This is a genomic window from Pseudomonas sp. PVC-3-1 (genome assembly GCF_057444315.1).
This window is the reverse complement of record NZ_CM172023.1, coordinates 2,252,975-2,276,574: the sequence shown is the minus strand read 5'-3', so window position 1 is coordinate 2,276,574 and position 23,600 is coordinate 2,252,975. Positions and strand designations below refer to the sequence as shown.

23 protein-coding genes are annotated in these 23,600 nt (G+C 65.7%); 7 read left to right on the top strand and 16 right to left on the bottom strand.

The window, feature by feature from the left end:
• Positions 1-102: 102 nt before the first annotated feature.
• The 4 genes from AC2T4A_RS10565 to AC2T4A_RS10550 are packed head-to-tail and all read right to left on the bottom strand — an operon-like array spanning position 103 to position 4,926.
• Complete coding sequence (locus AC2T4A_RS10565; protein WP_416744683.1) at positions 103-1,008, bottom strand: efflux RND transporter periplasmic adaptor subunit; 906 nt, start codon at positions 1,006-1,008, stop codon at positions 103-105.
• A 13-nt stretch (positions 1,009-1,021) separates the two neighbouring features.
• Positions 1,022-1,222: a DUF1656 domain-containing protein gene (locus AC2T4A_RS10560; RefSeq protein ID WP_416744954.1), complete on the bottom strand. Its 201-nt coding sequence runs from the start codon at positions 1,220-1,222 to the stop codon at positions 1,022-1,024.
• Between the two features lies 1 nt (position 1,223).
• Entirely contained in the window at positions 1,224-3,410 is a 2,187-nt protein-coding gene (locus tag AC2T4A_RS10555) for an FUSC family protein (protein ID WP_486743251.1), read from the bottom strand.
• Between the two features lies 1 nt (position 3,411).
• Positions 3,412-4,926, bottom strand: a complete 1,515-nt coding sequence (locus AC2T4A_RS10550; RefSeq protein WP_478377822.1) for an efflux transporter outer membrane subunit — start codon at positions 4,924-4,926, stop codon at positions 3,412-3,414.
• Between the two features lie 294 nt (positions 4,927-5,220).
• On the opposite strand from AC2T4A_RS10550, the gene AC2T4A_RS10545 reads away from it, so the two are divergent.
• A complete protein-coding gene (locus AC2T4A_RS10545; RefSeq protein WP_416744686.1) occupies positions 5,221-6,156 on the top strand; it encodes a LysR family transcriptional regulator in 936 nt (311 codons plus the stop codon).
• 295 nt (positions 6,157-6,451) lie between these two features.
• On the top strand, positions 6,452-7,426 hold the full coding sequence (locus AC2T4A_RS10540) for a 2-hydroxyacid dehydrogenase (RefSeq protein ID WP_486743250.1): 975 nt from the start codon (positions 6,452-6,454) through the stop codon (positions 7,424-7,426).
• A 118-nt stretch (positions 7,427-7,544) separates the two neighbouring features.
• Here AC2T4A_RS10540 and AC2T4A_RS10535 read toward each other — a convergent pair whose 3' ends face one another.
• Positions 7,545-8,438: a DMT family transporter gene (locus AC2T4A_RS10535; RefSeq protein ID WP_486743249.1), complete on the bottom strand. Its 894-nt coding sequence runs from the start codon at positions 8,436-8,438 to the stop codon at positions 7,545-7,547.
• 137 nt (positions 8,439-8,575) lie between these two features.
• Here AC2T4A_RS10535 and AC2T4A_RS10530 point away from each other — a divergent pair, with 137 nt between their 5' ends.
• Positions 8,576-9,451 carry an AraC family transcriptional regulator gene (locus tag AC2T4A_RS10530; protein ID WP_416744689.1) on the top strand — a complete coding sequence of 292 codons (876 nt, stop codon included), beginning with the start codon at positions 8,576-8,578 and terminating at the stop codon, positions 9,449-9,451.
• 138 nt (positions 9,452-9,589) lie between these two features.
• Here the strand turns inward: AC2T4A_RS10530 and AC2T4A_RS10525 are convergent, their stop codons facing one another.
• The 4 genes from AC2T4A_RS10525 to AC2T4A_RS10510 form a co-directional block, all read right to left on the bottom strand.
• Positions 9,590-9,913 (bottom strand): DUF3325 domain-containing protein, encoded by a 324-nt coding sequence (locus AC2T4A_RS10525; RefSeq protein ID WP_478377825.1) that lies wholly within the window; start codon positions 9,911-9,913, stop codon positions 9,590-9,592.
• Positions 9,913-11,436 (bottom strand): PepSY-associated TM helix domain-containing protein, encoded by a 1,524-nt coding sequence (locus AC2T4A_RS10520; protein WP_486743248.1) that lies wholly within the window; start codon positions 11,434-11,436, stop codon positions 9,913-9,915. Before AC2T4A_RS10520 ends, AC2T4A_RS10525 begins: the two co-directional genes overlap by 1 nt.
• Positions 11,433-11,720, bottom strand: coding sequence for a DUF3649 domain-containing protein (locus AC2T4A_RS10515; protein ID WP_486743247.1), 288 nt, complete (start codon positions 11,718-11,720; stop codon positions 11,433-11,435). The genes AC2T4A_RS10520 and AC2T4A_RS10515 overlap by 4 nt, the downstream gene beginning before the upstream one ends.
• 391 nt (positions 11,721-12,111) lie before the next feature.
• Positions 12,112-13,512, bottom strand: coding sequence for an aminotransferase-like domain-containing protein (locus tag AC2T4A_RS10510; RefSeq protein ID WP_478377827.1), 1,401 nt, complete (start codon positions 13,510-13,512; stop codon positions 12,112-12,114).
• A 137-nt stretch (positions 13,513-13,649) separates the two neighbouring features.
• Between AC2T4A_RS10510 and AC2T4A_RS10505 the strand changes: the two genes are divergently transcribed.
• Both AC2T4A_RS10505 and AC2T4A_RS10500 read left to right on the top strand, forming a co-directional pair.
• Positions 13,650-14,537, top strand: coding sequence for a DMT family transporter (locus AC2T4A_RS10505; RefSeq protein ID WP_478377828.1), 888 nt, complete (start codon positions 13,650-13,652; stop codon positions 14,535-14,537).
• Between the two features lie 90 nt (positions 14,538-14,627).
• Complete coding sequence (locus tag AC2T4A_RS10500) at positions 14,628-17,009, top strand: DEAD/DEAH box helicase (protein ID WP_486743246.1); 2,382 nt, start codon at positions 14,628-14,630, stop codon at positions 17,007-17,009.
• Positions 17,010-17,103: 94 nt separating this feature from the next.
• Here AC2T4A_RS10500 and AC2T4A_RS10495 read toward each other — a convergent pair whose 3' ends face one another.
• From AC2T4A_RS10495 to AC2T4A_RS10465, 7 genes are all read right to left on the bottom strand, one after another.
• Positions 17,104-17,889: a 3-hydroxybutyrate dehydrogenase gene (locus AC2T4A_RS10495; protein WP_416744695.1), complete on the bottom strand. Its 786-nt coding sequence runs from the start codon at positions 17,887-17,889 to the stop codon at positions 17,104-17,106.
• Positions 17,890-17,931: 42 nt separating this feature from the next.
• Complete coding sequence (locus tag AC2T4A_RS10490) at positions 17,932-18,294, bottom strand: YceK/YidQ family lipoprotein (protein ID WP_486743245.1); 363 nt, start codon at positions 18,292-18,294, stop codon at positions 17,932-17,934.
• 30 nt (positions 18,295-18,324) lie between these two features.
• Positions 18,325-18,684 (bottom strand): YceK/YidQ family lipoprotein, encoded by a 360-nt coding sequence (locus AC2T4A_RS10485; protein WP_416744697.1) that lies wholly within the window; start codon positions 18,682-18,684, stop codon positions 18,325-18,327.
• A 27-nt stretch (positions 18,685-18,711) separates the two neighbouring features.
• Positions 18,712-19,845, bottom strand: coding sequence for an ABC transporter permease (locus AC2T4A_RS10480; protein WP_416744698.1), 1,134 nt, complete (start codon positions 19,843-19,845; stop codon positions 18,712-18,714).
• 9 nt (positions 19,846-19,854) lie between these two features.
• Positions 19,855-21,027, bottom strand: coding sequence for an ABC transporter permease (locus tag AC2T4A_RS10475; protein WP_416744699.1), 1,173 nt, complete (start codon positions 21,025-21,027; stop codon positions 19,855-19,857).
• On the bottom strand, positions 21,009-21,980 hold the full coding sequence (locus AC2T4A_RS10470) for an HlyD family secretion protein (protein WP_416744700.1): 972 nt from the start codon (positions 21,978-21,980) through the stop codon (positions 21,009-21,011). The genes AC2T4A_RS10475 and AC2T4A_RS10470 overlap by 19 nt, the downstream gene beginning before the upstream one ends.
• Positions 21,981-22,064: 84 nt before the next feature.
• Positions 22,065-22,544, bottom strand: a complete 480-nt coding sequence (locus tag AC2T4A_RS10465) for a phosphate-starvation-inducible protein PsiE (RefSeq protein ID WP_253451532.1) — start codon at positions 22,542-22,544, stop codon at positions 22,065-22,067.
• Between the two features lie 169 nt (positions 22,545-22,713).
• Between AC2T4A_RS10465 and AC2T4A_RS10460 the strand changes: the two genes are divergently transcribed.
• Positions 22,714-22,995: a DUF3509 domain-containing protein gene (locus tag AC2T4A_RS10460; RefSeq protein WP_486743244.1), complete on the top strand. Its 282-nt coding sequence runs from the start codon at positions 22,714-22,716 to the stop codon at positions 22,993-22,995.
• Positions 22,996-23,265: 270 nt separating this feature from the next.
• Positions 23,266-23,532, top strand: coding sequence for a YebG family protein (locus AC2T4A_RS10455; protein WP_486743243.1), 267 nt, complete (start codon positions 23,266-23,268; stop codon positions 23,530-23,532).
• The last annotated feature ends 68 nt before the right edge of the window (positions 23,533-23,600 follow it).

Here is a 23,600-nt window from a genome sequence, read left to right as displayed (position 1 = left end):
AGAGCCCCCGGGGCTGAGCCCTACGCGGCCAGGTTGCGTCTTGTGGTGTACATGGAAATGAAAACGGGAGCCCAAGCTCCCGTTTTCATTCACCCGATCAACTTACTGCGCAGGCGCAGCGGCTGCATCGGAATGCTCCGCGTTGCGGCTCTGCGGGTTGACGATCACGGTGGCCGTGATGCCAGCGGCCAGCAGCACGCCGTCCGGCACGTCGTCGATATGGATGCGCACCGGCACGCGCTGGGCCAGGCGCACCCAGTTGAAGGTCGGGTTGACGTCGGCCACCAGCTCGCGGCTTTCGGGGTTGTCGCGGTCGTAGATGGCGCGGGCGATGCTCTCGACATGGCCCTTAAGGCGCTCGCCACTCATCAGTTGCAGCTCGGCGGGGTCGCCAACGCGGATGTGCGGCAGCTTGGTCTCTTCGAAGTAGCCGTAGATCCAGTAGGAGTTCTCGTCGACCACCGCCATCTTCGCCTCACCGACGCGGGCATAGTCGCCACGGTGCACGTTGAGGTTGGTCACGTAGCCGTCCACCGAGGCGCGCACCTGGGTGCGCTCCAGGTTCAGCTTGGCGGCATCCAGCGCGGCCAGGGCCTGCTGGTAGTCGGCCTCGGAGGCGGCGGCGGTGTTGCTGGCGTCGTCCAGGCTCTCGCGGGAAACCACTTCCTCATCCATGGCGCGGCGGCGCTTGGCGTTGAGCTGGCGCATCTGCAGGGTGGCCTTGCGCGAGGCAACCAGCGCTTCAGCCTGCTTCACGGCGATCTGGTAGTGGTCGGGGTCGATCTGCATCAGCAGGTCGCCTTTCTTCACTTGCTGGTTGTCGCGCACCGGCACGTCCACCACCACGCCGGAGACGTCGGCGGCGACGTTGATGATGTCGGCGCGCACCCGGCCGTCGCGGGTCCAGGGCGTATCCATGTAGTTCACCCAGAGGGCGCGGCCGATCAACGCGGCGACCGCCAGGATGATCAGGGTCGCCAGCAGGCTGATGATGGATTTGAGAGTCATGGGTGCACGCTCGTTACTTATAGATAGTGAGGGACAGCCCGCCAAACAGGCAGGCGAACAGGCACACGCGGAACAGCGCCGGGTGCCAGGTGTAGCGGTAGAGGCCGACGGAGGCGAGGATGCGGTCGATGCCCCAGCACAGCAGCGCGGCAACCAGGAACATCAGGGTCAGGGTCGGCATGTAGACCCCGTGGAACGCGATCTCGCGGGGCAGGTCAGGCAACATGGGTCGATCTTCCAGAAGAGGTTTCGCCATCGCGCAGCGGCGACTGCGGGTCGAGCAGGCTGCTGCGGATGAAGTGCAGGTAGCTGAGCACGCGGCGCAGCGGCGAACTTTCGAAGTCCGGCGCGCGCGGCTCGTCGGTGGTCTTCACGCAGTCGATGGCCAGCTCCACGGCGACCAGGGCACGCTCGCGGTTGGCCTCGCAGGGTTTGACGAACAGGCGGATCAGCGCGCGGCCCATGCTGCGGATCGACTGCCGCCAGGGCGTGGATTCGGCGTAGCAGGGCTCGGCCGGCAGGTTCTCCTGCTCGACGCGCAACTCGATGATCGAGTGGCCGATCTCCAGCACCACGAAGGTCCAGCGCAGCAGGCGGCGTTGCATCTGCGGGCTGCGCGCGGCAACACCGTAGGCCTGGTTTAGCAGATCGCGAGTGCCGCTCTCGAAGGAGGAAACGAGGCCGTCGAGCTTGCCGCTGATGGCTTCCACCACGCGCAGGCGCAGGTCCTTCTCCAGGCGGCGCCACAGCCAGGCGCTGGTCGGCGGCATGATCACCGCGGCGACCACCGCGGCCAGGCTCTGCGACAGCACCAGGGCGATGTACTCGTTGAGCATGCGGCCCGGATCGTAGACGGTAAGGTTCGCCGGGATCGCGCCGAAGCTGAAGAACACCAGCAGGCCCAGACCGTACCCGGCGTACTTGGGCTTGATCGAGAAGAACGCGCCCACCGCGAATACCGGCGCCAGGGCGAAGGCCAGCAGGGCAAAGCCGTCCAGGTGCGGGAACACGAAGAAGGTTTCGGAGAAGCCGAGGATCGCCGCGAAGAAAGTGCCCACGGCCATCTGCATGGCCATCTTCGCCGGGTCTGGCGCGGCCGATACCAGGGCGGCGACGGCGGCGGCGTTGAGCACGAAGGTGCTGCCGCTGGGCCAGGCGGTCTCGATCCAGAAGAGGCCGAAGACCAGCACCATCAGCGCGGTGCGCCCGCCCGCCACGAGCGAGGCGACCAGGTTGGCCTTGGGCGAGAAGCCGTGCTTCCAGTTCTCCCGCTCGTGCTTGTGCGCGGCCAGGGAAGCGTGGGTCAGGGCGTAGTTGTAGAGGTCATCGGCCAGGCGGTAGAGCAGCTCGCCGGCGGTGTTGTAGTCCAGCAATGCGGCGGGTTCGTCCTGCTCCGCGAGCAGTTGCGCGCGGCCGGAACGGATGCGTTGCATCATCCGCGTGCGGTGGCTTTCCAGTTGCGCGGCAAGGCGCTCGGCGTCGCGGTCGGTGACCGACTGGCCGCGCCACGGCGCGAGCACCTGGGTCAGCTCATCCAGGCACGGCTGCAGGGCGCGCAGCACGGCTTCCGCTTCCTGCGCACGCAGGCGCGAGAGCAACTGGTGCAGCGCGTGGTAGCGGGTAGTGAGGACCATGAACTCGTTGTTCAGGCGCGACAGACGGCCCGAACGCAGGCGCATGTGCGGGTCTTCGAAACGGGTGACGCTGCGCAGCGCTTCCAGACCCACGGCCTGGGAGGCGAAGGCCACGTTGGAGGCTTCGAACTTGCTGCGATCACCGCCCCCCAGGTTGTCCAGGACGAAGCCGGCAAAGGCGCCGAAGCGCTGGTACAGCGCGCTGCGCATGGCCGTGCTGGAGGTCTGCGGGAACAGCGTGGCACTGACCACCATGGAGCAGAGGATGCCCAGGCTGATTTCCAGCACCCGCCAGATGGCCGACATGAAGGCGGCTTCCGGGTGCAGGGTGGCGGGCAGGCCGATCAGCGTGGCGGTGTAGCCGGCCAGTACGCAGGCGTAGGAGCGGAAGTCTCGGTAGCGCGCAGCGCCGACGGTGCACAGGCCGATCCAGAGCGCCGAAACCAGCAGGAACAACTCGCGCTGCTGGGCGAAGATCGCGATCAGCGCGACCATCACGGAGAGCCCGACGAGGCTGCCGAGAATCCGATAGAAGCTCTTGGCGAACACCTGGCCGCTCTGCGGCTGCATGACGATGAACACGGTGATGGTCGCCGTGCTCGGTTGCGGCAGCTCCAGACGCATCGCCAGCCACAGGGTCAGCAGCGCGGCGAGCAGCACCTTGGCGATGTAGACCCAGGTGACGCCGTCGCTGCGCCCCCACTCCAGCAGCGCGCGACGCAGGGCGTCCAGCGGCGCCGGGTGGGCGCTGAAGTCGTTCGCCGCCATATCAGCGCCCGGCGCCCTGTGCCGCGCGCACGTCGACGGTTTCCGGGACCATCTTGTGTTCTTTCGGGCCTTCCTGCTTGTCCATCAGGCCGCCGCCCAGGGCGACGACGAGGCCGGCATGGGTGGCCAGGCGCGCGGCGCGCACCTGCTGTTCCACCAACTGCTGCTGGAACAAGCGGGTCTGCGCATTGAGCACATTGAGGTAGTCGGTCAGGCCGCCACGGTATGCCTTGGTGGCGATGTCGTAGGTGCGCTGGGCCGACGCCACGGACTTCTCGGCGAAGCCCTGCTGCAGTTCCATGGAATGCATGCGGATCAGGTGATCGGAAATGCCCTTGAGCGCATTGATCAGCGTCTGGTTGTACTGCGCCACGGCGGCGTCGTAGCCGGCGGATTCCTGGCTCAGTTGCGAGCGACGGCGACCACCGTCGAAGATCGGCAGGGAGATGGCCGGGCCGACGCCGTAGGTGAATTTCTCGGCGTTGAGGAATTCCAGCATGCCGCCGCCGACGGCGCTGTAGCCGATGCTCGCGACCAGGTCGACGTTGGGGTAGAACTCGGCGCGGGCCACGTCCACGCCCTTGGCCTGGGCGGCGACCTTCCAGCGGCTGGCAACCACGTCCGGGCGGTGGCCGAGCAGCTCCATCGGCAGCTTGCTGGGCAAGCCGGGGCCTTCAGCGAGCTTCAGGCTCGGGCGCTGGATCGAGGCGCCGGCGCCGGGGCCTTTGCCAGCGAGAGCGGCGATCTGGTTGCGGGTCAGCTGGATTTCCTCGTCCACCGCTTCGATCTTGCGCTCGGTTTCCGGCAGCGGGACTTCCGCCTGGCTGACTTCGAAATGCGTGCCGATGCCACCATCGAGGCGGCGCTGGGCCAGGGCGAGAATGCCCTGCTGTTGCGCCAGCATGGCCTTGCCGATGTCCAGCTCGGCGTATTGCAGCGACAGCTGGATATAGGCGCGGACGATGTTGCTTTCCAGCTCCAGCTGGGCAACGCGCGCCTCGGCGGCGGTCATCTTGGCGATGTCGACGTAGCGCTCGGTGTTGCTGCGCTCACGCCCCCAGAGGTCGAGCGAATAGTTCAGGCCCAGGGCGGCGTTGTTGTTCCAGGTGGTGGTGTCGGCCAGGTCGCCCGGGCCGTAGAAATAGTCGGTCGGCCAACGGTGGCGGGTCAGCGAGGCATCGCCGCTGATCTGCGGCGACTCGGCGGACTCGGCGACGCCGGCCATGGCCATGGCCATGCGCACCCGCGCCTCGGCCTGCGCCAGGGTCGGGCTGCCGTCCAGCGCGGTCTGCACCCAGGTATTCAACTGCGGATCACCATAGGCGCGCCACCACTGCTCGGCGGGCCAGCCAGCTTCCTGGTTGGCGTGCGCGATGGCGGCGTCGGTGGCCAGCTCGGTGTCGCCCAGGCGCTGTTCCTGCGGGGCGATGCCATTGGTGCTGATACATCCGGCGATTGTTGAAAAAATGACAAAGGAGCCGACGAACGTCAGTCCTTTCACGAGGTGACGCGACACGGTGGAGGTCCTGGAAGTGATCTAGCTTTTCAGCGTGGGGCTTTTAAGCGTGGAGAGCCGGCAAAGCCAGTTGCGGCGATTGAATTCTAGGGACGGGAAAGGGAACGGATAAGCCGGCTGTTTTGTGATTGTTTATTACCGATAATGAAACAATGTGTGTCGTCATCCATGTGACAATAGGCCGCCCCCGCTCTGCTCCGCGCATTGCCACCCATCAAGGACATGCCGCCGGCGACGACCTATCCCTTCATTGGCGTCGCCACCCGGGACAGATGCCCCACTGACGAGGCCCCAATGGACACACTGCAGACCATGCGTGCGTTCGCCAGCGTCGCGGAAACCGGCAGTTTCACCGCCGCCGCGCAGCAGCTGAACACCACCACCGCCTACGTATCCCGCGCAGTCGCCAATCTGGAGTCGCACCTGCGGACCCGACTGCTCAACCGCACCACCCGGCGTATCGCTCTCACCGAGGCCGGCCAACGCTACCTGCTGCGCTGTGAGCAGATCCTCGCCTACGTCGAGGAAGCCGAAGCCGAGGCCAGCGACGCCCACGCCCGACCCGCCGGCCGCCTGCGCGTGCATTCGATGACCGGGATCGGCCAGCACTACGTGATCCGCGCCATCGCCAACTATCGCCAGCAGCACCCGGACGTGACCTTCGAACTGACCATGGCCAACCGCGTGCCGGATCTGCTCGACGAAGGTTTCGACGTGGCCATCGTGGTCGCCTCGGAACTGCCCGACTCGGGCCTGGTGTCCCAGCGCATCGGCGAGACCTACAGCATCCTCTGCGCCTCGCCGGACTACCTGGCCCGGCGCGGCACGCCGAAGACGCCTACCGAGTTGATGGAGCATGACTGCCTGCGCCTGATCAGCCCGGTGCTGCCGCTGGACAAGTGGCTGTTCGACGGCCCCAACGGCCAGGAAATGATCACCCTTGGCCCCTCGCCCTTCCAGGTGAACGTCGGCGACGCCATGACCGAGGCCATTGGCTCGGGCATGGGCATCAGCGCCCTGCCCGTCTACTCGGCCATCGACGGCCTGCGCGACGGCTCGCTGGTGCGCGTACTGCCGCATTACAAGCTGCAGATTCTCAACGTCTACGCGCTGTACCCGTCGCGCCAATACCTGGACGCGAAGATCAAGACCTGGGTAGCGTATCTGCGAGAAAATCTCCCAGGTGTGCTCCAGGCCGATGGCGCCGGGCTCGCCGATGTGGGACCCTGACCACCCTTTTCGTCGTGTTTCGCGGGCAAGCTCACTGTGTAACTCCCTACCCCGGTGTTCAGTGAGCTTGCCCGCGAACCCACCCTCTTTCCCGCACCCCGCCGCCTCTGTAGGAGCGAGCTTGCTCGCGAACAGACTCCCCGGCAGCCTCGGCGCCAAGCGCTTCGCGAGCAAGCTCGCTCCTACAATGGCGGGCCTTGTTCGATAATCGCCCGGCACGCACACAAGCCTTGCGCCGCTCTAGCCCGGCAATGGTAGGGTTAAGCCCCCTCAGCCTCCCCGCCGCCCGAGAGCCATGAAAAAGAACGTCTTCGTCTTCAGCCGCCTTGCCGCGGAACACCTCGACCGCCTGCGCAGCCAGTTCAACGTCACCGTGCTCGACCCCAAGCAAGGCGACGTCGACGCGCAACTGGCCGCTGCCCTGCCGACCACCCACGGCATGATTGGTGTCGGTCGCCCGCTGGGTGAGAAGCAACTGGCCCAGGCCACGCAGCTGGAAGTCATCTCCAGCGTCTCGGTGGGCTACGACAACTACGATCTGAACTACCTGAACCAGCGCGGTATCCCGCTGACCAACACGCCGGACGTGCTGACCGAAACCACCGCCGACCTCGGCTTCGCGCTGATCATGGCGGCCGCGCGGCGCACCGCCGAGCTGGACGCCTGGACCAAGGCCGGCCAGTGGAAGCGCACCGTGGACGCCCAGCACTTCGGCGTCGACGTGCACGGCAAGAAGCTCGGCATCCTCGGCCTCGGTCGCATCGGCGCGGCCATCGCCCGTCGCGGCCGCTTTGGTTTCAATATGGACGTGCTCTACCACGGCAATAGCCGCAAGCCCGAGCTGGAGCAGGAACTGGGCGCGCGTTTCTGCGGCTTCGAGGAGTTGCTGGGCGAGGCGGATTTCGTCTGCGTGGTGGTGCCGCTGTCGGAGAAGACCCGCAAGCTGATCGGCAAGCGCGAGCTGGAACTGATGAAGCCCAGCGGCATCCTGGTGAACATCGCCCGTGGCCAGGTGATCGACGAAGCCGCGCTGGTGGAAGCGCTGCAGGAGAAGCGCATCCTCGCCGCCGGCCTGGACGTCTACGAGAAAGAACCGCTGGCGGAGTCGCCACTGTTCTCGCTGCCCAATGCCGTGACGCTGCCGCACATCGGCTCGGCCACCCACGAAACCCGCCAGGCCATGGCCGAGTGCGCGCTGGACAATTTCGAAGCCGCCCTGCGTGGCGAGCGCCCGAAGAATCTGGTCAATCCGCAGGCCTGGAAGGCCTGATGCGCCCCACGAAGCTGATGGCCCAGCGCTGAAAGCCAGGGTATCCATGTAGGAGCGAGCTTGCTCGCGAACCAACCCCGCCGCGAGGCTGTTCGCGAGCAAGCGCGCTCCTGCAGGGTCACGCCCGTGCTGGCTGCAACACCGGCTTGGGCTTGCGGAACACCAGCACGTTGCCGGCCATCACCAGCCCCAGCCCGGCCAGTGCCGGCAGGCTCCACTGGTAGCCTTCGGCGAAGGCCGACACATTCAGCGCCACCACCGGGAACAGCACGGTGCAATACGCCGCCCGCTCCGGCCCCATGCGCCCGACCAGCGTGAGGTAGGCGGTGAAGCCGATCACCGAGCCAGGAATCGCCAGGTACAGCAGCGACCAGACGTACTGCGGGCTGGCGTCGAAGGTCAGCGGCACGCCCTGTACCAGGCAGATCAGCAGCAGGATCAGCGAGCCATAGAGCATGCCCCAGGCATTGGTCGACAGAGGCCGCAGCCCGGCCTTCTGCTGCAGGCTCGACAGCAGATTGCCCGCCGAGAAGCACAGCGTGCCAAGCAGCGCCAACCCCAGTCCGTAGAAGGTCTCGCGCGTCGCCTGGTGCCCGGACAGCTCCGGCCAGAACAACAGCGCCAGCCCCGCCAGGCCGAACGCGCCGCCGCCCAGCACATTGGGCGCGATGCGCTGGCCGAAGAATATCCGCGCGTTCAACGCATTCCACAGGGTGGCGGTGGAGAACACCACGGCGACCAGCCCGCTGGGGATCCACTGGCTCGCGGTGTAGAAGCACAGGAAGTTCACGCAGAACAGGCACAACCCCTGGGCCAGGCAGATCGCCTGCCCGCGCCAGCCCAGCGGTTGCAGCCGCCGCGACACCAGCAGCAGGGCAAACAGCACCAGCGCCGCCAGGCTGAACCGGTAGGCAATGGACAACGGAATGGCGACCACGCCGACCTGCAGCTTGATGGCGATCCAGGTGGTGCCCCAGATGAGCACGGTGAGCAGGTAGAGCGAAAGGTTCATGGCGGTCTCCGAAAATCCTACCCAAACAGTCTCCCGCCCTGCCCCGGCGCCGGCTTGCAGATTCTTGCGCTTATTGCGACAACCGGGCTGGCAAGGCGCGCCCGCGCGGGTAGAGTGAAGACAACAGAGGAATCTCCATGTCAGCCATTTCGCAGCTCGAAGTCTTCCAGTCGATGAACGCCTCGCCCAACGCCCGCCTGGAGCGCTGTGCGGAGCTGGGCGACGGGCTGTCCGCGGCTATCTGGAGCAACAGCCATGACGCCCGCGACTACCACGCCCCCAGCCATCACACGCTGTCCTGCTACCTGAACGACGGCACCGGCACCTTCCGCCGCGGCGCGCCGGGAACCAAGGGCGCGCCGGACAAGCTCTGTGTGATGCCGGCCGGCGCGGAATCGGCCTGGATCGTCAACGGCGACATCCGCCTGGCGCACCTGTACATCGGCCAGGAGCAGTTCGCCCTCGGCTGCATCCGCCTGCTCGACCGCGAGCCGCGCGAACTTCAACTGCACGAACGCACCTTTCTCGACGACCCGCAGCAGGCCGCGCGCTTCCGCCAGTTGGTGAAGCTCGACTGGCACGAGCCGGGCGAACGCATTCGCACCAGCACGTTGGCCCATGACCTGATCGATCATCTGCTGTTGAACCAGGTGGGCTTGCGGGAAGGGCTGAAACTCAAAGGCGGCTTGGCGCCGACCATGCGCAAGCGTGTGGCGGACTACATCGAGCAGCGCCTGGATCAGCCGCTGTCGCTGGGCGAGCTGGCGATGCAGACCGCGCTGTCGGAATACCACTTCGCGCGGATGTTCCGCGAAAGCTTCGGCATGCCGCCGCACCAATATGTCCTGGCCCGCCGCGTGGCATTGGCTCAGCGGCTGCTGCGCGATACGCGCCAGCCGCTGAGCCAGGTCGCCCTGGCTTGCGGCTTCTCCAGCGCCAGCCATTTCGCCAACCGCTTCCGCTCAGTAGTGGGCGGGACGCCGGGGGAGTATCGGCAGGCGTTCGAGGAGTAGCGCGCTGAAAAGTGCGTCCGAAACGAGGTCCGATCCTTCGGAAAAAACCGACCTGTAGGAGCGAGCTTGCTCGCGAACCGCCTGGCACCGTGCCCTGCAGGTTCGCGAGCAAGCTCGCTCCTACAGAGTCCTGAAGCGTCAGCCCAGTACGGCCAGCACGCCGCCGATCACCGGCATCGCCGCGGCTGTCGGCAACGCCCAGCGCGGCCGCCAGGCCAGCAGCAGGACCAGCACAGCCCCGGCAATCATCAGCAGACACGCCCAGTAGACGATCCCCAGTTCAACGCCGATGACGTGGATCGAATACGCCAGCGCCAACGCACCATCCACCACCGCGACGATACGCAGCAGCCGCACACGGGACTGCGACGGCGCACTGCCGAACAGATCGCGATGATGGCGGGAAAGAGAAAGGCATGCCGCCGCCAGTGCCAGCAGGTTGAGACCGAATACCAGCAGCATCAGGCGTACTCCTCGCTACGGGCACGACGTGGGCGGACACGCTCGGCACGCTCGCGCCCCAGTCGCCAACCGAGCAAGGCACAGAGCACGCCAATCAGCAGCAGGCCGAAATCGATACCGACCATCATCCAGTCGCCGTTGGCGACATGCGTCGTCACCCGGCCCGGCTCGGGGCCGAACAGGCTCAGCATCGGCAGCAGCAGCGCCAGCGCCGCCAGCGCAGCGAACTGCTCACGAGCCATGGCACGGCTGCCACGACGCAGCAGCGCGTGCGCCAGCGCCAACAGCCAGATCACCACGAAGGCGGTGGCTTCCCAGCGGGTGCGCTGGAGGAGATCGGCCGGCAGCAGGCGCGAAGCCGCGAGCAAGCCAAGGGATGCGATCGGCAAACCGCCACAGACCGCGCCATTGAGCATCCGCACCAGCGCCAAGCCTCGGTGGCCGCGGGTTTCGCGCTTGCTCACCCATACCTGAAGGCCACCGAAAACCATCACGCAACCCACCAGGCCAAGGACGAAATACATGACCCGCACCAGATCGTTGCCGAACTGCGCCATGTGCAGGCCGGTCAGCCAGGCGTAGGTCTTGTAGCCCGGCTTGTAGGGCTGCTGCACGTGCAGCAGCGCGCCGGTGCCGGAGTCGAAGGACACGGTGCGCTGGTCGTTGACCATGCCCTTGTCCACGGCCTTGCGGATCTGCACCATCGCCGCGGCGTCGTTGGGATGTTCGATGTTGATCCAGCCGACCTGGCTGTCGTCACCCCACGCCTGACGGGCCTTGAGGATCATGTTGTCGATGGACTTGGGCGGCTTCGCCGGCTTGCCCAATTCCTCGCGGTCGAAGGCGCCCTGCACGTCATGGAAGAAATGCTCCATGTCGTTCTTGTAGGCCACCTTGATGCCAGCGGTCATATAGAAGGTGATGAAGATCGCCAGGCCCGTGTAGGCCATCAGCAGATGGAACGGCAGGCCAATCACGCCCAGCACGTTGTGCGCATCCAGCCAGGCACGCTGCTTGGCCGCCTTGGGGCGCAGGGTGAAGAAGTCCTTGAAGATGCGCCGGTGGACAATCACCCCGCTGACCAGCGCCACCAGCATGAACACGCCGGCGACGCCAACCACGTAGAGGCCGATCATCCCGCCGTGCAGTTCGTAGTGCAGTTCGAGGAAGAAGTTGCCGCCGACGGTCTTGGGCAGCACCTCGCCGCTCTGCGCGTCCACCAGGAAGGACTGGAACTCGCTGAAGTCCGCAGGCTCCCAGCCGGCGGTCCAGTACGGCATGCGCTCGCTGGGCGGGTGCATCCAGTAGCCGTGGGCCTTGGGCGCGCGTTCGACGATCAGCTCGCGAACCTGATCGGCGCCGACGTTGACCGCTTCGAGCTTGTGCAGCTGCGGCGTCATCCAGCGGGTGAGTTCCTTGTCGAACACCGCAACCGTGCCGGAGAACAGCACGACAAAGAGAATCCAGCTGACCAGCAACCCACTCCAGGTGTGCAGCCCGGACATCGACTGACGCAGGCTCATGGGCGCACCCCGTAGGCTGTCGGCAGGAAAGCCGCCAGGCCCAGCGCGATACTCAGCGCCGCTGGCGCCCAGACCGCGCGCCAGGGGCTTTTCGCGCCAAATGCGTAGAGGATCGCGGCGACCCAGACGATGAAGCAGGCAAGGCTCGCGAGGGAGACACGGTCCGAGCGCGACATCGGCAGGTACACGCTGAAGAAGGCCGTGGCGGCATAGGCCAGTGCATAACCGACGACCACGGCGCTGAAGATGCGCGCGGCGACGGCGCCGAATCGGGTTCCGCTCATACGTCGGCTCTCGGATGGGTCAGGCGCTGGGAGACGCACATCGGACGGGATCCTGCGAGGCGGCCCGGGCAACTCCCGGGCACGCGATTGAAAAGCGGAATTATATGATATTGGTTCTCAATTAAAAGAACCTGACAGCGCGGTTTGTGAGTATCTGTGTCGAAAATTCGCTGAACGGTGCCGGTCGCGACCAGGCCCAGGGCGCGCAGCAGGCTGTTCATCGTCCCGTCGGCCGCTAGGAGCGGCGAGGCAGCGGCTGTTAGCGGAGGGCTGAACAGGTTCGGCCCCCACGAGGGAATCTCCCCGTCCACGCGAAGTGTCCCTCCAAGACGCCCTCGTCCAACTGTTCAATTCCCCGCAGCCGTTTCGCTCGGCGCGGGGCCGGTCGTCGTTATCGGCGACTCGACGCCTGCGCCATGGCCCGCTCCAGCCCCTCGAAGACGCGGGGCGACAGGCACTGGGCGACGTTGAAGCGCAGGTAGCCGGTGGCGCTCTGGCTCAGGCTGAAGACGTTGCCCGGCGCCAGCACCAGATTGTCCGCCAGAGCCGCGCGGGACACCTCCGCGGCATCCAGCCCGCCCGGCAGGCAGGCCCAGACAAATACTCCACCGCGCGGCTCCAGCCAGGGCTGGATGTCCAGCGCACGCAGGCGCTGCAGCGTCTCGCCCATGGCATCTGCCAGGCGCCCGCGCAGGCTGTCCAGGTGCCGCCGGTAGCTGCCCTTTCGCAGCAGTTCGTAGAGCATCTCGGCGCTGAAGGGACTGTTGCCGAAGCTGGTGGCCAGCTTCAGGTCCACCAGGCGCTCGCACCACTCCGGCTTGGTGGCGATATAGCCGCAGCGCACCGAGGCCGACAGCGTCTTGGAGAAACTGCCAACCTGGATCACCCGCTCCAATCCGTCGAAGGCCGACAGGCGCGGCGCACTCTCGTGCTCGAAGTCACCGAAGATGTCGTCTTCGATGATCAGCAGGTCATGGGCCTCGGCCAGCTTCAGCAGGCGGTGGGCGACCAGCGGCGAGAGCACCGCGCCGGTGGGGTTGTGGAAGGCCGAATTGGTGATGTACAGGCGGGGGCGGTGCTGTTCCAGCAGGCTCGCCATGGCGGCGACGTCCGGCCCGGTCGGCGTGTATGGCACACCCACTACCTGCACGCGGTGCGCGCGCAGCAGCGCCTGGAAATTGAAATAACCCGGATCGTCCACCAGCACGCAATCGCCCGGCTCCAGCAGGAAGCGGCAGACCAGATCGATGGCCTGGGTGCCATTGTCCGTGAGCACCATCTGTTGCGGGCCGACCGGCACACCGTAGTCCGCCAGCCGCCGCGCAAGCTGCTCACGCAAGCCGGAATGGCCGTAGGGCCGCCCGTACTCCAGCAGGCTCGATTGCGGCGCACGGGCGATCTGCCGTAGCGCGCGGCGAAGCTCCTCTTCCGGTAGCCAGGACGGCGGCAGCCAGCCGCAACCGGGCTTGAGCGAGGTGTCCGCAGCCTCCAGGGACTGTCGGGATATCCACAGCGGGTCGATGCTGCGGTCCAACGCCGGACTCACATCCGCCAGGGACAGCGGCGGCGCGTGGCCGCTGACATAGAAGCCGGATCCGCGCCGGGCGGCGATCACGCCGTCGGCGGCCAGGCGGTCGTAGGCTTCCACGACGGTGGTCTTGGATACCTCCAACTGCTCGGCCAACTGGCGAATCGACGGCAGCCGTTCCCCCGGCACCAGGGCTCGCGCAGCCAGACGCTCGCGCACGTGGTGCATCACCGAATCGACCCGCGTGCTCTTTGGTCTGCCCATACCGTCCTCGATGACCCGGGAATAATGTGTACCGGGATAATTTACAGACAGTTTGCGCAAATTGTACCCTTCTGTCACTGGCCGCCCGGCAGCTCCGCGCGCATCCTCCAAGCTCGCTCTCCTGCCGGATGCCCACCATGAACAACACCCACACCCTCGCCACGAACAGCAACCTCGGCGGCTGGCTCAGTGGCTTCCTCGGCGTACTCATATTCAGCGGCTCACTACCAGCGACGCGGGTAGCGGTGGCCGACTTCGACCCGACCTTCCTCACCCTCGCCCGCGCCAGTATTGCCGGCCTGCTGGCGGCGACGATCCTCCTCGTACTTCGGCAGAAGCTACCCGCGCGCAAGGACCTGATCCCCTTGCTGGTAGTCGCCGGCGGCGTGGTGGTGGGTTTCCCACTGCTCACCGCGCTGGCGCTCAAGCACGTCAACTCGGCCCACGCCATAGTCTTCGTCGGCCTGCTGCCCCTGGCCACCGCGCTGTTCGGCGTGATCCGCGCCGGCGAACAGCCGCGCCCGGCGTTCTGGATCTGCTCGTTGCTGGGCAGCGCCGTGGTGGCCGGCTTCGCCCTGTCGCAGAGCGGCGCAGGCAACTTCACTGGCGACCTGTTGATGCTGGCGGCCGTGGCGGTCTGCGGCCTGGGCTACGCCGAAGGTGGACGCATCGCCCGCCACCTGGGCAGCTGGCAGGTGATCTGCTGGGTACTGGTGCTGTCCCTGCCGCTGATGCTGCCGCTGGCCTGGTACACCCAGCCGGAGACCTTCACCGGTGCCAGCTGGCCGGCCTGGCTGAGTCTGGGCTACGTGTCGCTGTTCAGCATGCTGATCGGCTTCTTCTTCTGGTACCACGGCCTGGCCACCGGTGGCATCGCCGCGGTGGGCCAGTTGCAGCTGCTGCAGCCGTTCTTCGGCCTGGCCCTGGCCGGCCTGCTGCTGCACGAGCAGATCAGCCCGCTGATGGCCGGCGCCACCGTTGCCGTGGTGCTGTGCGTAGCGGGGGCGAAACGCTTCGCCCGCTGACCGCCGGTTTCCTTCCGCGTCACGCCCGAGAATAATCGCGGTATCATCGGGCGTTTGCGTACTCGGCTGGACTGCCGGAAGGAAACTCGGATGAAGCCACCCGCCGAATCTCCACAGCTCGACGTGGAGCGCGACGAACTCGCGCCCCGTCCACGGCTGACCCTGGGTAGCCACGTACACAGCGGCTTCGACCTGCGCAGCGGGCGCATGCAGAACATCTCCCGGCACCGTGCCGCACTGGCCTTTCTGTACGGCGACATGCCGGTTTCGGGCAGCGTCACCCCGCGCTCGGGCCGTGAGATCCGGGTGTTCCGCGATGACCAGATCGTTCGCGTCAGCCGCGAGCTGGAGCTCGAACACGCCTGGCGCGCCGACCTGCGCGACCTCGGTTTCAAGCCGGCAATGCGCCGCAGTGATGCGCTGGAGGACAGCGCCGGGGAAATGTTCGAACTGCCCGACGATTCAGCCTGGCAGCAATTCATGCGCGAAGGCCTGCCGCAGCTGCGCGAACAGGGCTGGGAAATCGATATCCGCCCCGAATTCGTCTTCGACCTCACGCCGGTGGAGAACTGGTACGCCGAGATCGAGGAAACCGACGACCGTCAGTGGTTCGACCTGGAACTGGGCATCGAAGTGGAAGGCCGGCGAATCAGCCTGCTGCCCGCGCTGATCGAACTGATCCGACGGATGCCGGCCCTGCTCGACCCGGTCGCCCTCGCCCGCCATGCCGACGATGAACAACTGGTGTTGCGCCTGGATGCCGGGCGCAATCCGATTCATACCTGGCAGACCGCCTCCGACCGCCCGCTGCGCGTCTCGCTGCCGTTCGGCAAGCTGAAGCCGATGCTGGGCACACTGTCGGAGTTCTACATCAGTGAACAGCCACCGGTGCGCCGTCTGCGCATGGGCGCGCCGGATGCCGCGCGCCTCACCGAGCTGGAAGAACTGCCGCTGACCTGGCAGGGCGGCGAGCAACTGCGCGAGATTGCCCACCGCCTGCGCGACTACCGCGCCCAGCCGGCGCAGATTCCCGCCGGCCTCAACGCCGAGTTGCGCGGCTACCAGCACGAAGGTCTGAGCTGGATGCAGACCCTGCGCGAAGTCGACGCCAGCGGCATCCTCGCCGACGACATGGGCCTGGGCAAGACGCTGCAGTCCCTCGCCCACGTGCTGCTGGAAAAGCAGGCCGGCCGCCTGACCAGCCCGGCGCTGGTGATCATGCCCACCAGCCTGATTCCCAACTGGCTGGACGAGGCCGAGCGCTTCACCCCCGACCTGCGCGTGCTCGCCCTGCACGGCGCCGGGCGGCGCAAGGCGTTCGCCAGGATCGCCGAGCATGACCTGATTCTCACCACCTATGCCCTGCTGCCGCGCGACGCCGAGAAGCTCGCGCAGCACGAGTATCACCTGCTGATCCTCGACGAAGCACAGAACATCAAGAACGCCACCACCAAGGCCGCCCAGGCCGCGCGGCACCTGCGTGCGCGCCATCGGCTGTGCCTGACCGGCACGCCGCTGGAGAATCACCTGGGCGAGCTATGGTCGCTGTTCCACTTCCTGCTACCCGGTTGGCTGGGCGATGCCCGGCAGTTCGCTGTGGACTACCGCACGCCCATCGAGCGCCACGGCGACCAGGGCCGCCTGGCACACCTGGCCGCGCGCATCCGCCCGTTCCTGCTGCGTCGCACCAAGGAACAGGTGGCCTCGGAGCTACCGCCCAAGAGCGAGTTCATCCAGCACATCGAACTGTCCGAGGCGCAGCGTGACCTTTACGAAACCGTGCGCCTGGCGCTGGATCGCAAGGTGCGCGACGAGATCGCCCGCCGTGGCTTGGCGCGTAGCCGCATCATCATCCTCGAGGCGCTGCTCAAGCTGCGCCAGGTCTGCTGCGACATCCGCCTGGTGAACAAGGAAGCCCCGCCGCCCACCGGCAAATCCGCACGCGCGGTGACCTCGGGCAAGCTCGTCTACCTGCTCGACATGCTCGAAGAGCTGCTCGCTGAAGGCCGCCGTGTGCTGGTGTTCTCGCAGTTCACCTCGATGCTCGCGCTCATCGGCGAGGCGCTGGCCGAACGCAACCTGGAATACGCACTGCTCACCGGCGACACCCGCGACCGCCGCGCACCGGTGAAGGATTTCCAGGAAGGCCGCGTGCCGCTGTTCCTGATCAGCCTGAAGGCCGGCGGCGTCGGCCTGAACCTGACGGCCGCCGACACCGTGATCCACTACGACCCGTGGTGGAACCCGGCCGCCGAAAACCAGGCCAGCGACCGCGCCTACCGCATCGGCCAGGACAAGCCGGTGTTCGTCTACAAGCTGATCGCGCGTGGCACCGTGGAAGAGAAGATCCAGCTGCTGCAGCGCGACAAGGCCGCGCTGGCAGCCGGTATCCTCGAAGGCTCGGGTACTGATTGGCAGCTGGATGACGCCGATATAGACGCCCTGTTCGCGCCGTTACCCAAGGCCGTCTGATCTCCACCAGAGCGGTTCGCGAGCAAGCTCGCTCCTACAGGCGAGACTGATCTGCTTTTTTGTAGGAGCGAGCTTGCTCGCGAACCGCATCCAATCAGCGCATACCCCAGCCGTGACTGACCAGCACCGACTGCCCGGTAAGCGCGGCCGAAGGGAAGCTGGCAAGGAACAGGACCGTCTGTGCGACGTCCTCCACGGTGGTGAACTCGCCATCCACGGTGCCTCCGAGCATGACCTGCTTCACTACCGCTTCCTCGCTGATGCCCAACTCCTTCGCTTGTTCGGGAATCTGCTTTTCCACCAGCGGCGTACGCACGAAACCCGGACACACGACGTGTGCGCGCACACCGTGCGGCCCGCCCTCCTTCGCCAGCGTACGGGCAAGCCCGAGCAGGCCATGCTTGGCGGTGACATAGGCAGACTTGAGCGGGGAAGCCTCGTGGGAATGCACCGAGCCCATGTAGATCACCACGCCGCCGCGCTTCGCCGGGTACATATGACGCAGCGCCGCGCGGGTGGTGAGGAAGGCACCGTCGAGGTGGATGGCGAGCATCTTCTTCCAGTCGGCAAAGGCGAAATCCTGGATCGGATTGACGATCTGGATGCCCGCGTTGGAGACCAGGATATCGATGCCGCCAAAGGTGGCGACTACGCGGTCGATGCCGGCGTCCACCGCCTGCTCGTCGGTGACATCCATCGCCACCGCCAGGGCCTTTCCACCGGCGTCTTCGATCTCCTCCACCACACGCTGGGCGGCGTCCTGCTGCAGGTCAGCAATGGCTACTGCCGCACCCGCCTTCGCCAGGGTCAGGGCGATCTGCTTGCCGATACCGCTGGCCGCGCCGGTGACCACCGCGACCTTGCCGTTCAATGCGTCCATCAGAGAGCTCCCGGAGAAGTTGAAACTCTCACTCTAGACGGCTCAGTCGTGGGTCAGCTCGATACTGCCATCGCGTTGCTGCCGATAGATCGTGTAAGGCAGCACCAGCGTATCGGTGGCAGCGGAAAGAACACCATCGAACAGCGGCCAGTAAAGCCCCTGGGGAGCGTCGGGAAGCGGTGGCGAAAGCCCTGCGGTACGCTGATTGCTGCCGCCCGGATCACCATGCAAGGCGCAGAAGTTGTAAGCGACACCACTGTAGATGCGGGGGATCTCGGTGCAGTAGGTCCTGCCCAGTTTCAGATCGCTCACGCTCTCGTGCTTTTCACTGTCCAGCGTCCGAACCGACCCGCACCCGGTAACCCCGGCAGTGATTATCAGCACTGCGAACAGACGACTCAGCATCGTTCATCTCCCGTGAAGTTCGGATTCTGCTCAGTTCCGGCGTAGCTCGATACTGCCGTCCCGGCTCTGCCGATAGAGGGTATAGGGCAAGGCCAAGGTATCGACGACACCGGAGAACGCCATATCCAGCACCGGCAGGATCGGTGGGCCGAAGGTGTGGTTGGCCGGCGTGGCGGGCGGTGTATAGCCGGTGTTGGCCGGGGGCTCGCCGTACAACTGGCAGGCGTCCCAGACCACGCCGCCGTATACCCGCGGGATGGCCCCGCAGTAGCTGCCCTTCAGATTCAGGTCACTGGCATTCGCCACATCGTCACTGCGCAGCGTGTGGTAAGACCCACAACCGCTGAGCAACGCGGCGCCGAGCAGCAGCCCGGTCAGGTGCATATTCATGTCGAAACTCCCTCTCAACGATCCGCGCTACCAGCCCTTGAGCTGGTCCCAGCGCCAGTTGCGGTACTGGTAGATCAGTGTACCCAGCAATCCATAGGCCGCCGCCATGGCGAAAAGGATAAGAATACGGTCGGCCACGGCCGAAAGCGGCAGGTTCATCTGGTTCATCTCCACCACCGCGCGGATCGCCCAGGTCGAGGGGATCGCGTCGGCCAGCAGCTGCACCCACTGCGGCATGGCCTGCGGCGGCCAGGTGAAGCCGGCCATGTAGAACAGCGGCAGGGTGATGAAAGTCATGGTCAGGTACACCGCCTCCTCGGAGGGCAGCACCTCGGCGATGAATTCACTCATGGCGATGACTGCCATCAGGAAAGGCAGCACCAGCCCCATCAACATGAAGAACGAGGCCGTCTGCCGGTAACCCATCATCCACGGCCAGATCACGTAGAAGAGCATCGACAGCACCGTCCAGATCAGCAGCTGCGCGGCATAGCGGCCGAATCGCGTGGAGGTCGGCTGGCGCAGCGAGCGCGGGGTGCCGCCGCGCAGGTTGAGGTTCACCCGTGTGCATGACAGCAGCAGGCTATGTTGCAGGATCAGCGTCACCAGCCCCGGCAGGACGATAGCGGCGAAGCTGGTGCCGGGGTTGAACAGGTCGGTGATCTGGCCGACGGCGGGCTGCAGCAGGACGCTCGCCTGCACCTCGGAGAAGCCGCCGCGCATCAGCCGCTCGCGGTTGTAGCGCAACGTCAGCTCGTTGTAGGTGGCGTTGATGTCCTGCTGGATCTGCCCGTTGGCCATGCGATTGGTGGCGTCGCCGAAGATCGGTACGGTGACCGACTCGCCGCGCAGCACACGCTTCTCGAAGTCCACCGGAATCACCACGATGCCGAACAGCTCGCGCCAGGCGAGATCATGCTGGGCTTCGGGTAGTTGGTCGTAGGCGCGCGTGGCGATCTTCGGTGCGGCGTCCAGCTGGCGCACCAGCTCGCGAGACACTTCGCTGTGGTCCATGTCGATCACCGCCACCGGCAGGTCATCCATGGTGCGGTGGGCGTAGGGCAAGGTGGTGAGCGCCACGGACAGCACCATCATCAACCACAAGGGCTTGCCGAGCATGTTGTTCAGCGATTGGCGGAAGACATTCCAGAAGTTTTCCATGGCCGCTCCTTACGCCGGGCTCAGGTCGAGGCGCCGGCGCAGGCGCATCTTGGCAATCATGTAGGCGATCAGCGGGTAGAGCAGCAGCTTGCAGCAGGTGTACAAGCCGGATTCGGCGGGCGCCCTGCGCAGGAACTGGTCGAACAGGCCATGCAAGGTATGGGTCAGCGGCTCGGCCTCGGAGATGATCCGCGCGATCTGCGGCATCGCCAGCTCCGGTAACAGCACGCCGGAATAGGTCTGCGCCACACCGATCAGCAGGCCGATCAGCGAGTAGGCGCTGAAGCGGTTGGCGGTGAAGATGAACAGCATCAGCCCCACACTCTGCGCCGCTGCCACGTAACAGACAGTGATCGCCAGCATCCACCAGGGATTGCCGTTGATCCGCGCACCATTGAGTTCGACCAGCAGGAACAACTCGACCATCAGCAACGTGCTGAACAGCAGCGTGTATGGCGCCATCTTGCCCAGCAGGCGCGCGCCCAGCGCCTTGGCGCGAAGGATGTGCGGCGAGGAGGCACGCAGCTCCGGCGCCTCCCGCGCCAGGACGTGCACCGTGGCGACGATCACGAACAATTGCAGCAGGTGCACGATGGCGGCGAACTGCTGGAAGTAGATGTAGTTGCCGCTGGCATTGAACAGGCTCTCGTAGGACACGCTGATGCTGGCCAACGCAGGCATGCTTCGGTCCATGCCAGTCGCCAGGCGCGGGCGCAGCTCGGCGTTGACCGAACTCATCAGGCCGCTGAAATCCTGGGTCGAGTAGAAGCCGGCGGAGTAGAACAGCGAGTTGTAGTACAGCTCAGCGACGGGCTGGCGACCGGCCAGGGCGTCCGCTTCAAAATCACGGGGGATGTAGAGCAGCGCGTAGTCATCAGCCATGCGCAGGCGGCGCAGGCCTTCCTGCAAGCCGCCGCCGAGCACTTCGACCTTGGCGTGCGAACCCGCGTCCAGCTCACGGACGATGCGCCGCGACAGGCTGCTGTGGTCCGCATCGACCACCGCCACCGGCATGTCCAACAGCGTGCCCGCCTGGTACACGCCGCTGATCACCACGAACAGCAGCAGCGGCCAGAGCCAGCCGAGCCAGTGGATGGTCCAGCTGCGCAGGGCGACCCGCGTTTCGCTGCCGAAGGCCTGGGCGAAACGCCGCAGGTTGCTCCTTACTGCTTCCACTGCCACAGCGCGCTCATGCCGGGGCGAAGGCCGGGCACCGGTTGATCCGGGTACAGCCGCACCTCGAAGGTCTTCAGGTCGAAGTCGCCGGTGGCGCGGGTCGCGCGCTTGGTGGCGAAATCTCCGAGCGGTGCGATATAGCTGACCTTGGACTTCACCTCAGCTCCCTTCAACGCCGGAACCTGGATCAGTACTTCGTCACCCTTTTTGATATCGGCAAGGATGTCTTCCCGCAGGTTGAAGACGAAATAGCTGTCGGAAAGCCGCACCAGCGTCAGCAGTGGACTGTAGGCATTGACGAGTTCGCCCTGCTCCGCCGGGATCGGCCCGACCTCACCATCCACCGGCGCAACCACGTTGAGGTCGTCGGTCTGCGCCTGCAGTTCGAGAATCTGCGCGTCAGCCCGGCGTACCGCGGCCTCCAGCGCGCGACGGCGTTCCTCGCGGTCGCCCTGGGTCCCTTCATCGAGATTGGCCTGGGCCTCGGCCACGCGATTGCGCGCGACGTCGCGCCCACGGCGGGACAGGTCCAGCTGCGCCTGGGAAACGAAGCCGCGGCCGGCCAGTTCCTCATTGCGCTGGTACTCCAGCTCGGCGTTGCGCAACTCGGCCTGGGCCTGGGACAGGCTGGCCTGCAGGGCACGCAGGGTTTCCTCGCGGGTCCCGTGGAGGGACTCGTCGAGGTTGGCCTGCACCTGATTGCGCGCGGCGCGCAGGGAATCCAGCTGAGCCTGCAGCTCCGGGCTGCTGAGACTGATCAGCAGTTGGCCCTGCTTCACGTCATCACCGCGCCGCACGTGCAGCACTTCGACCCGACCCTTGGCCTTGGACGCGACAATGACGTTGGTGGCGTCCGCCTCACCCTGCAGCAGCAGCGGCTGGGTGTGCAGGCGCAGGTAAAGGGTAATGGCGATGATCACCAGGATCAGCAGGGGTGCGAACAGCTTCCATCCCTTCATGAAGTCGTCTTCTCAGGCAGCGGATGCACCGATGGTAGTGCATCCACCGCCTGGGTGGCGGCCCTGGATCAAGCTGCCGGGCGATCAGCGCTCGTCATCGCTGATCAGGTCACGCTCGCCGCCACGCTGGGGCGAACTCGGCGAGGGAAAGCGCGAGGAGGCATAGCGCACCACCAGGATGGCCAGCGCCAGCAGCAGGAGCGCCACCGAGACGAGGATGATGCCGTCGTCGGGCACATGGTTGTGCTGGATATCAGCGATCATCAGGCGGGTCAGCGCGGTCATCGCCACGTAGATCAGGAAGCGCACCGGCATGTGGTTAGTCTTGAAGTAGATGCCGACCATGGCGCCCAGTTCGAGATAGATGAACAGCAGCAGAATGTCATCGATGCTGGCGTGCCCCTTGCCAACCATCTCGCCGAAAGCCACCGCCGCCGACCAGAACACGGTGCCGCCGATGGCGAACAGCGCCAGATAGTGGAAGCCCTCCACCAGCAGGTTGCCCAGGGACTCGGCACAGCCGTGCATCCGCTCGCTCAGGCGCTCGGCCCAGTTCTGTTTCATTCGTCGGTTCTCCGCAATACAAGGCTTTGTTGGCGTGAAGCCTGCAAGTGCTACGCCATTGATCTTGCGCAGTCATGGCACAGATCGACTGCGCGAATATGACTGCGAACTTTTTCGGCCCGCCCTGAGTCCATCCAGAGGCACGCCACAAAACAGGCAGGAACGAGTGATGGAAAGTCCCTTTCAGAAGCTGACCGGCGCATTCCAGGACCAATACCGCGTCAATTTCAGCCTTGAACGGCCCGACGGCAGCATTGTCCTGACCCTCTCCACCGAGGCAGGCGTGGCCGCGCGCCGCCTGATCCGCAACACCCAGCTGCAGGACCCGGAACAGCTGCAGCGCTTCATCCAGAGCATCCGCTTCGGCATCGCCATCGAACAAGGCGGCACGGCGCCGCAGCTGCTGGCTGCCATGACACGCGGCGAGAACGGCCTGCCGATCGCGTCCTGACGCATCACCCTGCAATAATTCCTTCCTTCAGAGCCATCTGACTGACGATTCCTTGCGCCAGTCACGTGGCTTCACTGCGCGCGCCAACAGGGCGCGCGCACTGCTTTGGGCCGCCACCAATAGTGGCCCAATAGAGGCACCTCACTCCCTGACGTCTACGCTGCTGGCAAGGATTCGCACAGCAGCAGTAGCATTGCGCAATCACTTTACTGTATAAATAAACAGTTATCTGGAACTCCCCCAATCAAAGAGAAGGCACAGAGGTGATGAATGGCCGTCGAAGTGGTGTACCGCAGCAGCCGCGATCCGGAGCGTCTGTTCATGGATAAGGCAGAAGCCGACCGGCACGACAAGATGCTGGAGCTGGCCGAAACGCTGGCCGAGGTGCTGCACAAGGCGGTGCCTTCACTCAAGGAAGACCAGGTCGAGGAGATTGGCATCTTCATGGCCAAGAATCGCGATGCTTTTGCCCGAGCCTTCAAGAACCAGCCCGATGCGCTGAACGACATCTTCAGCGAGTCCTCCACCGACGAGTGATCGGGGAACTCTTCGGTAGGAGCGAGCTTGCTGGCGAACGAGTCCCGGTTCGTGAGCAAGCTCGCTCC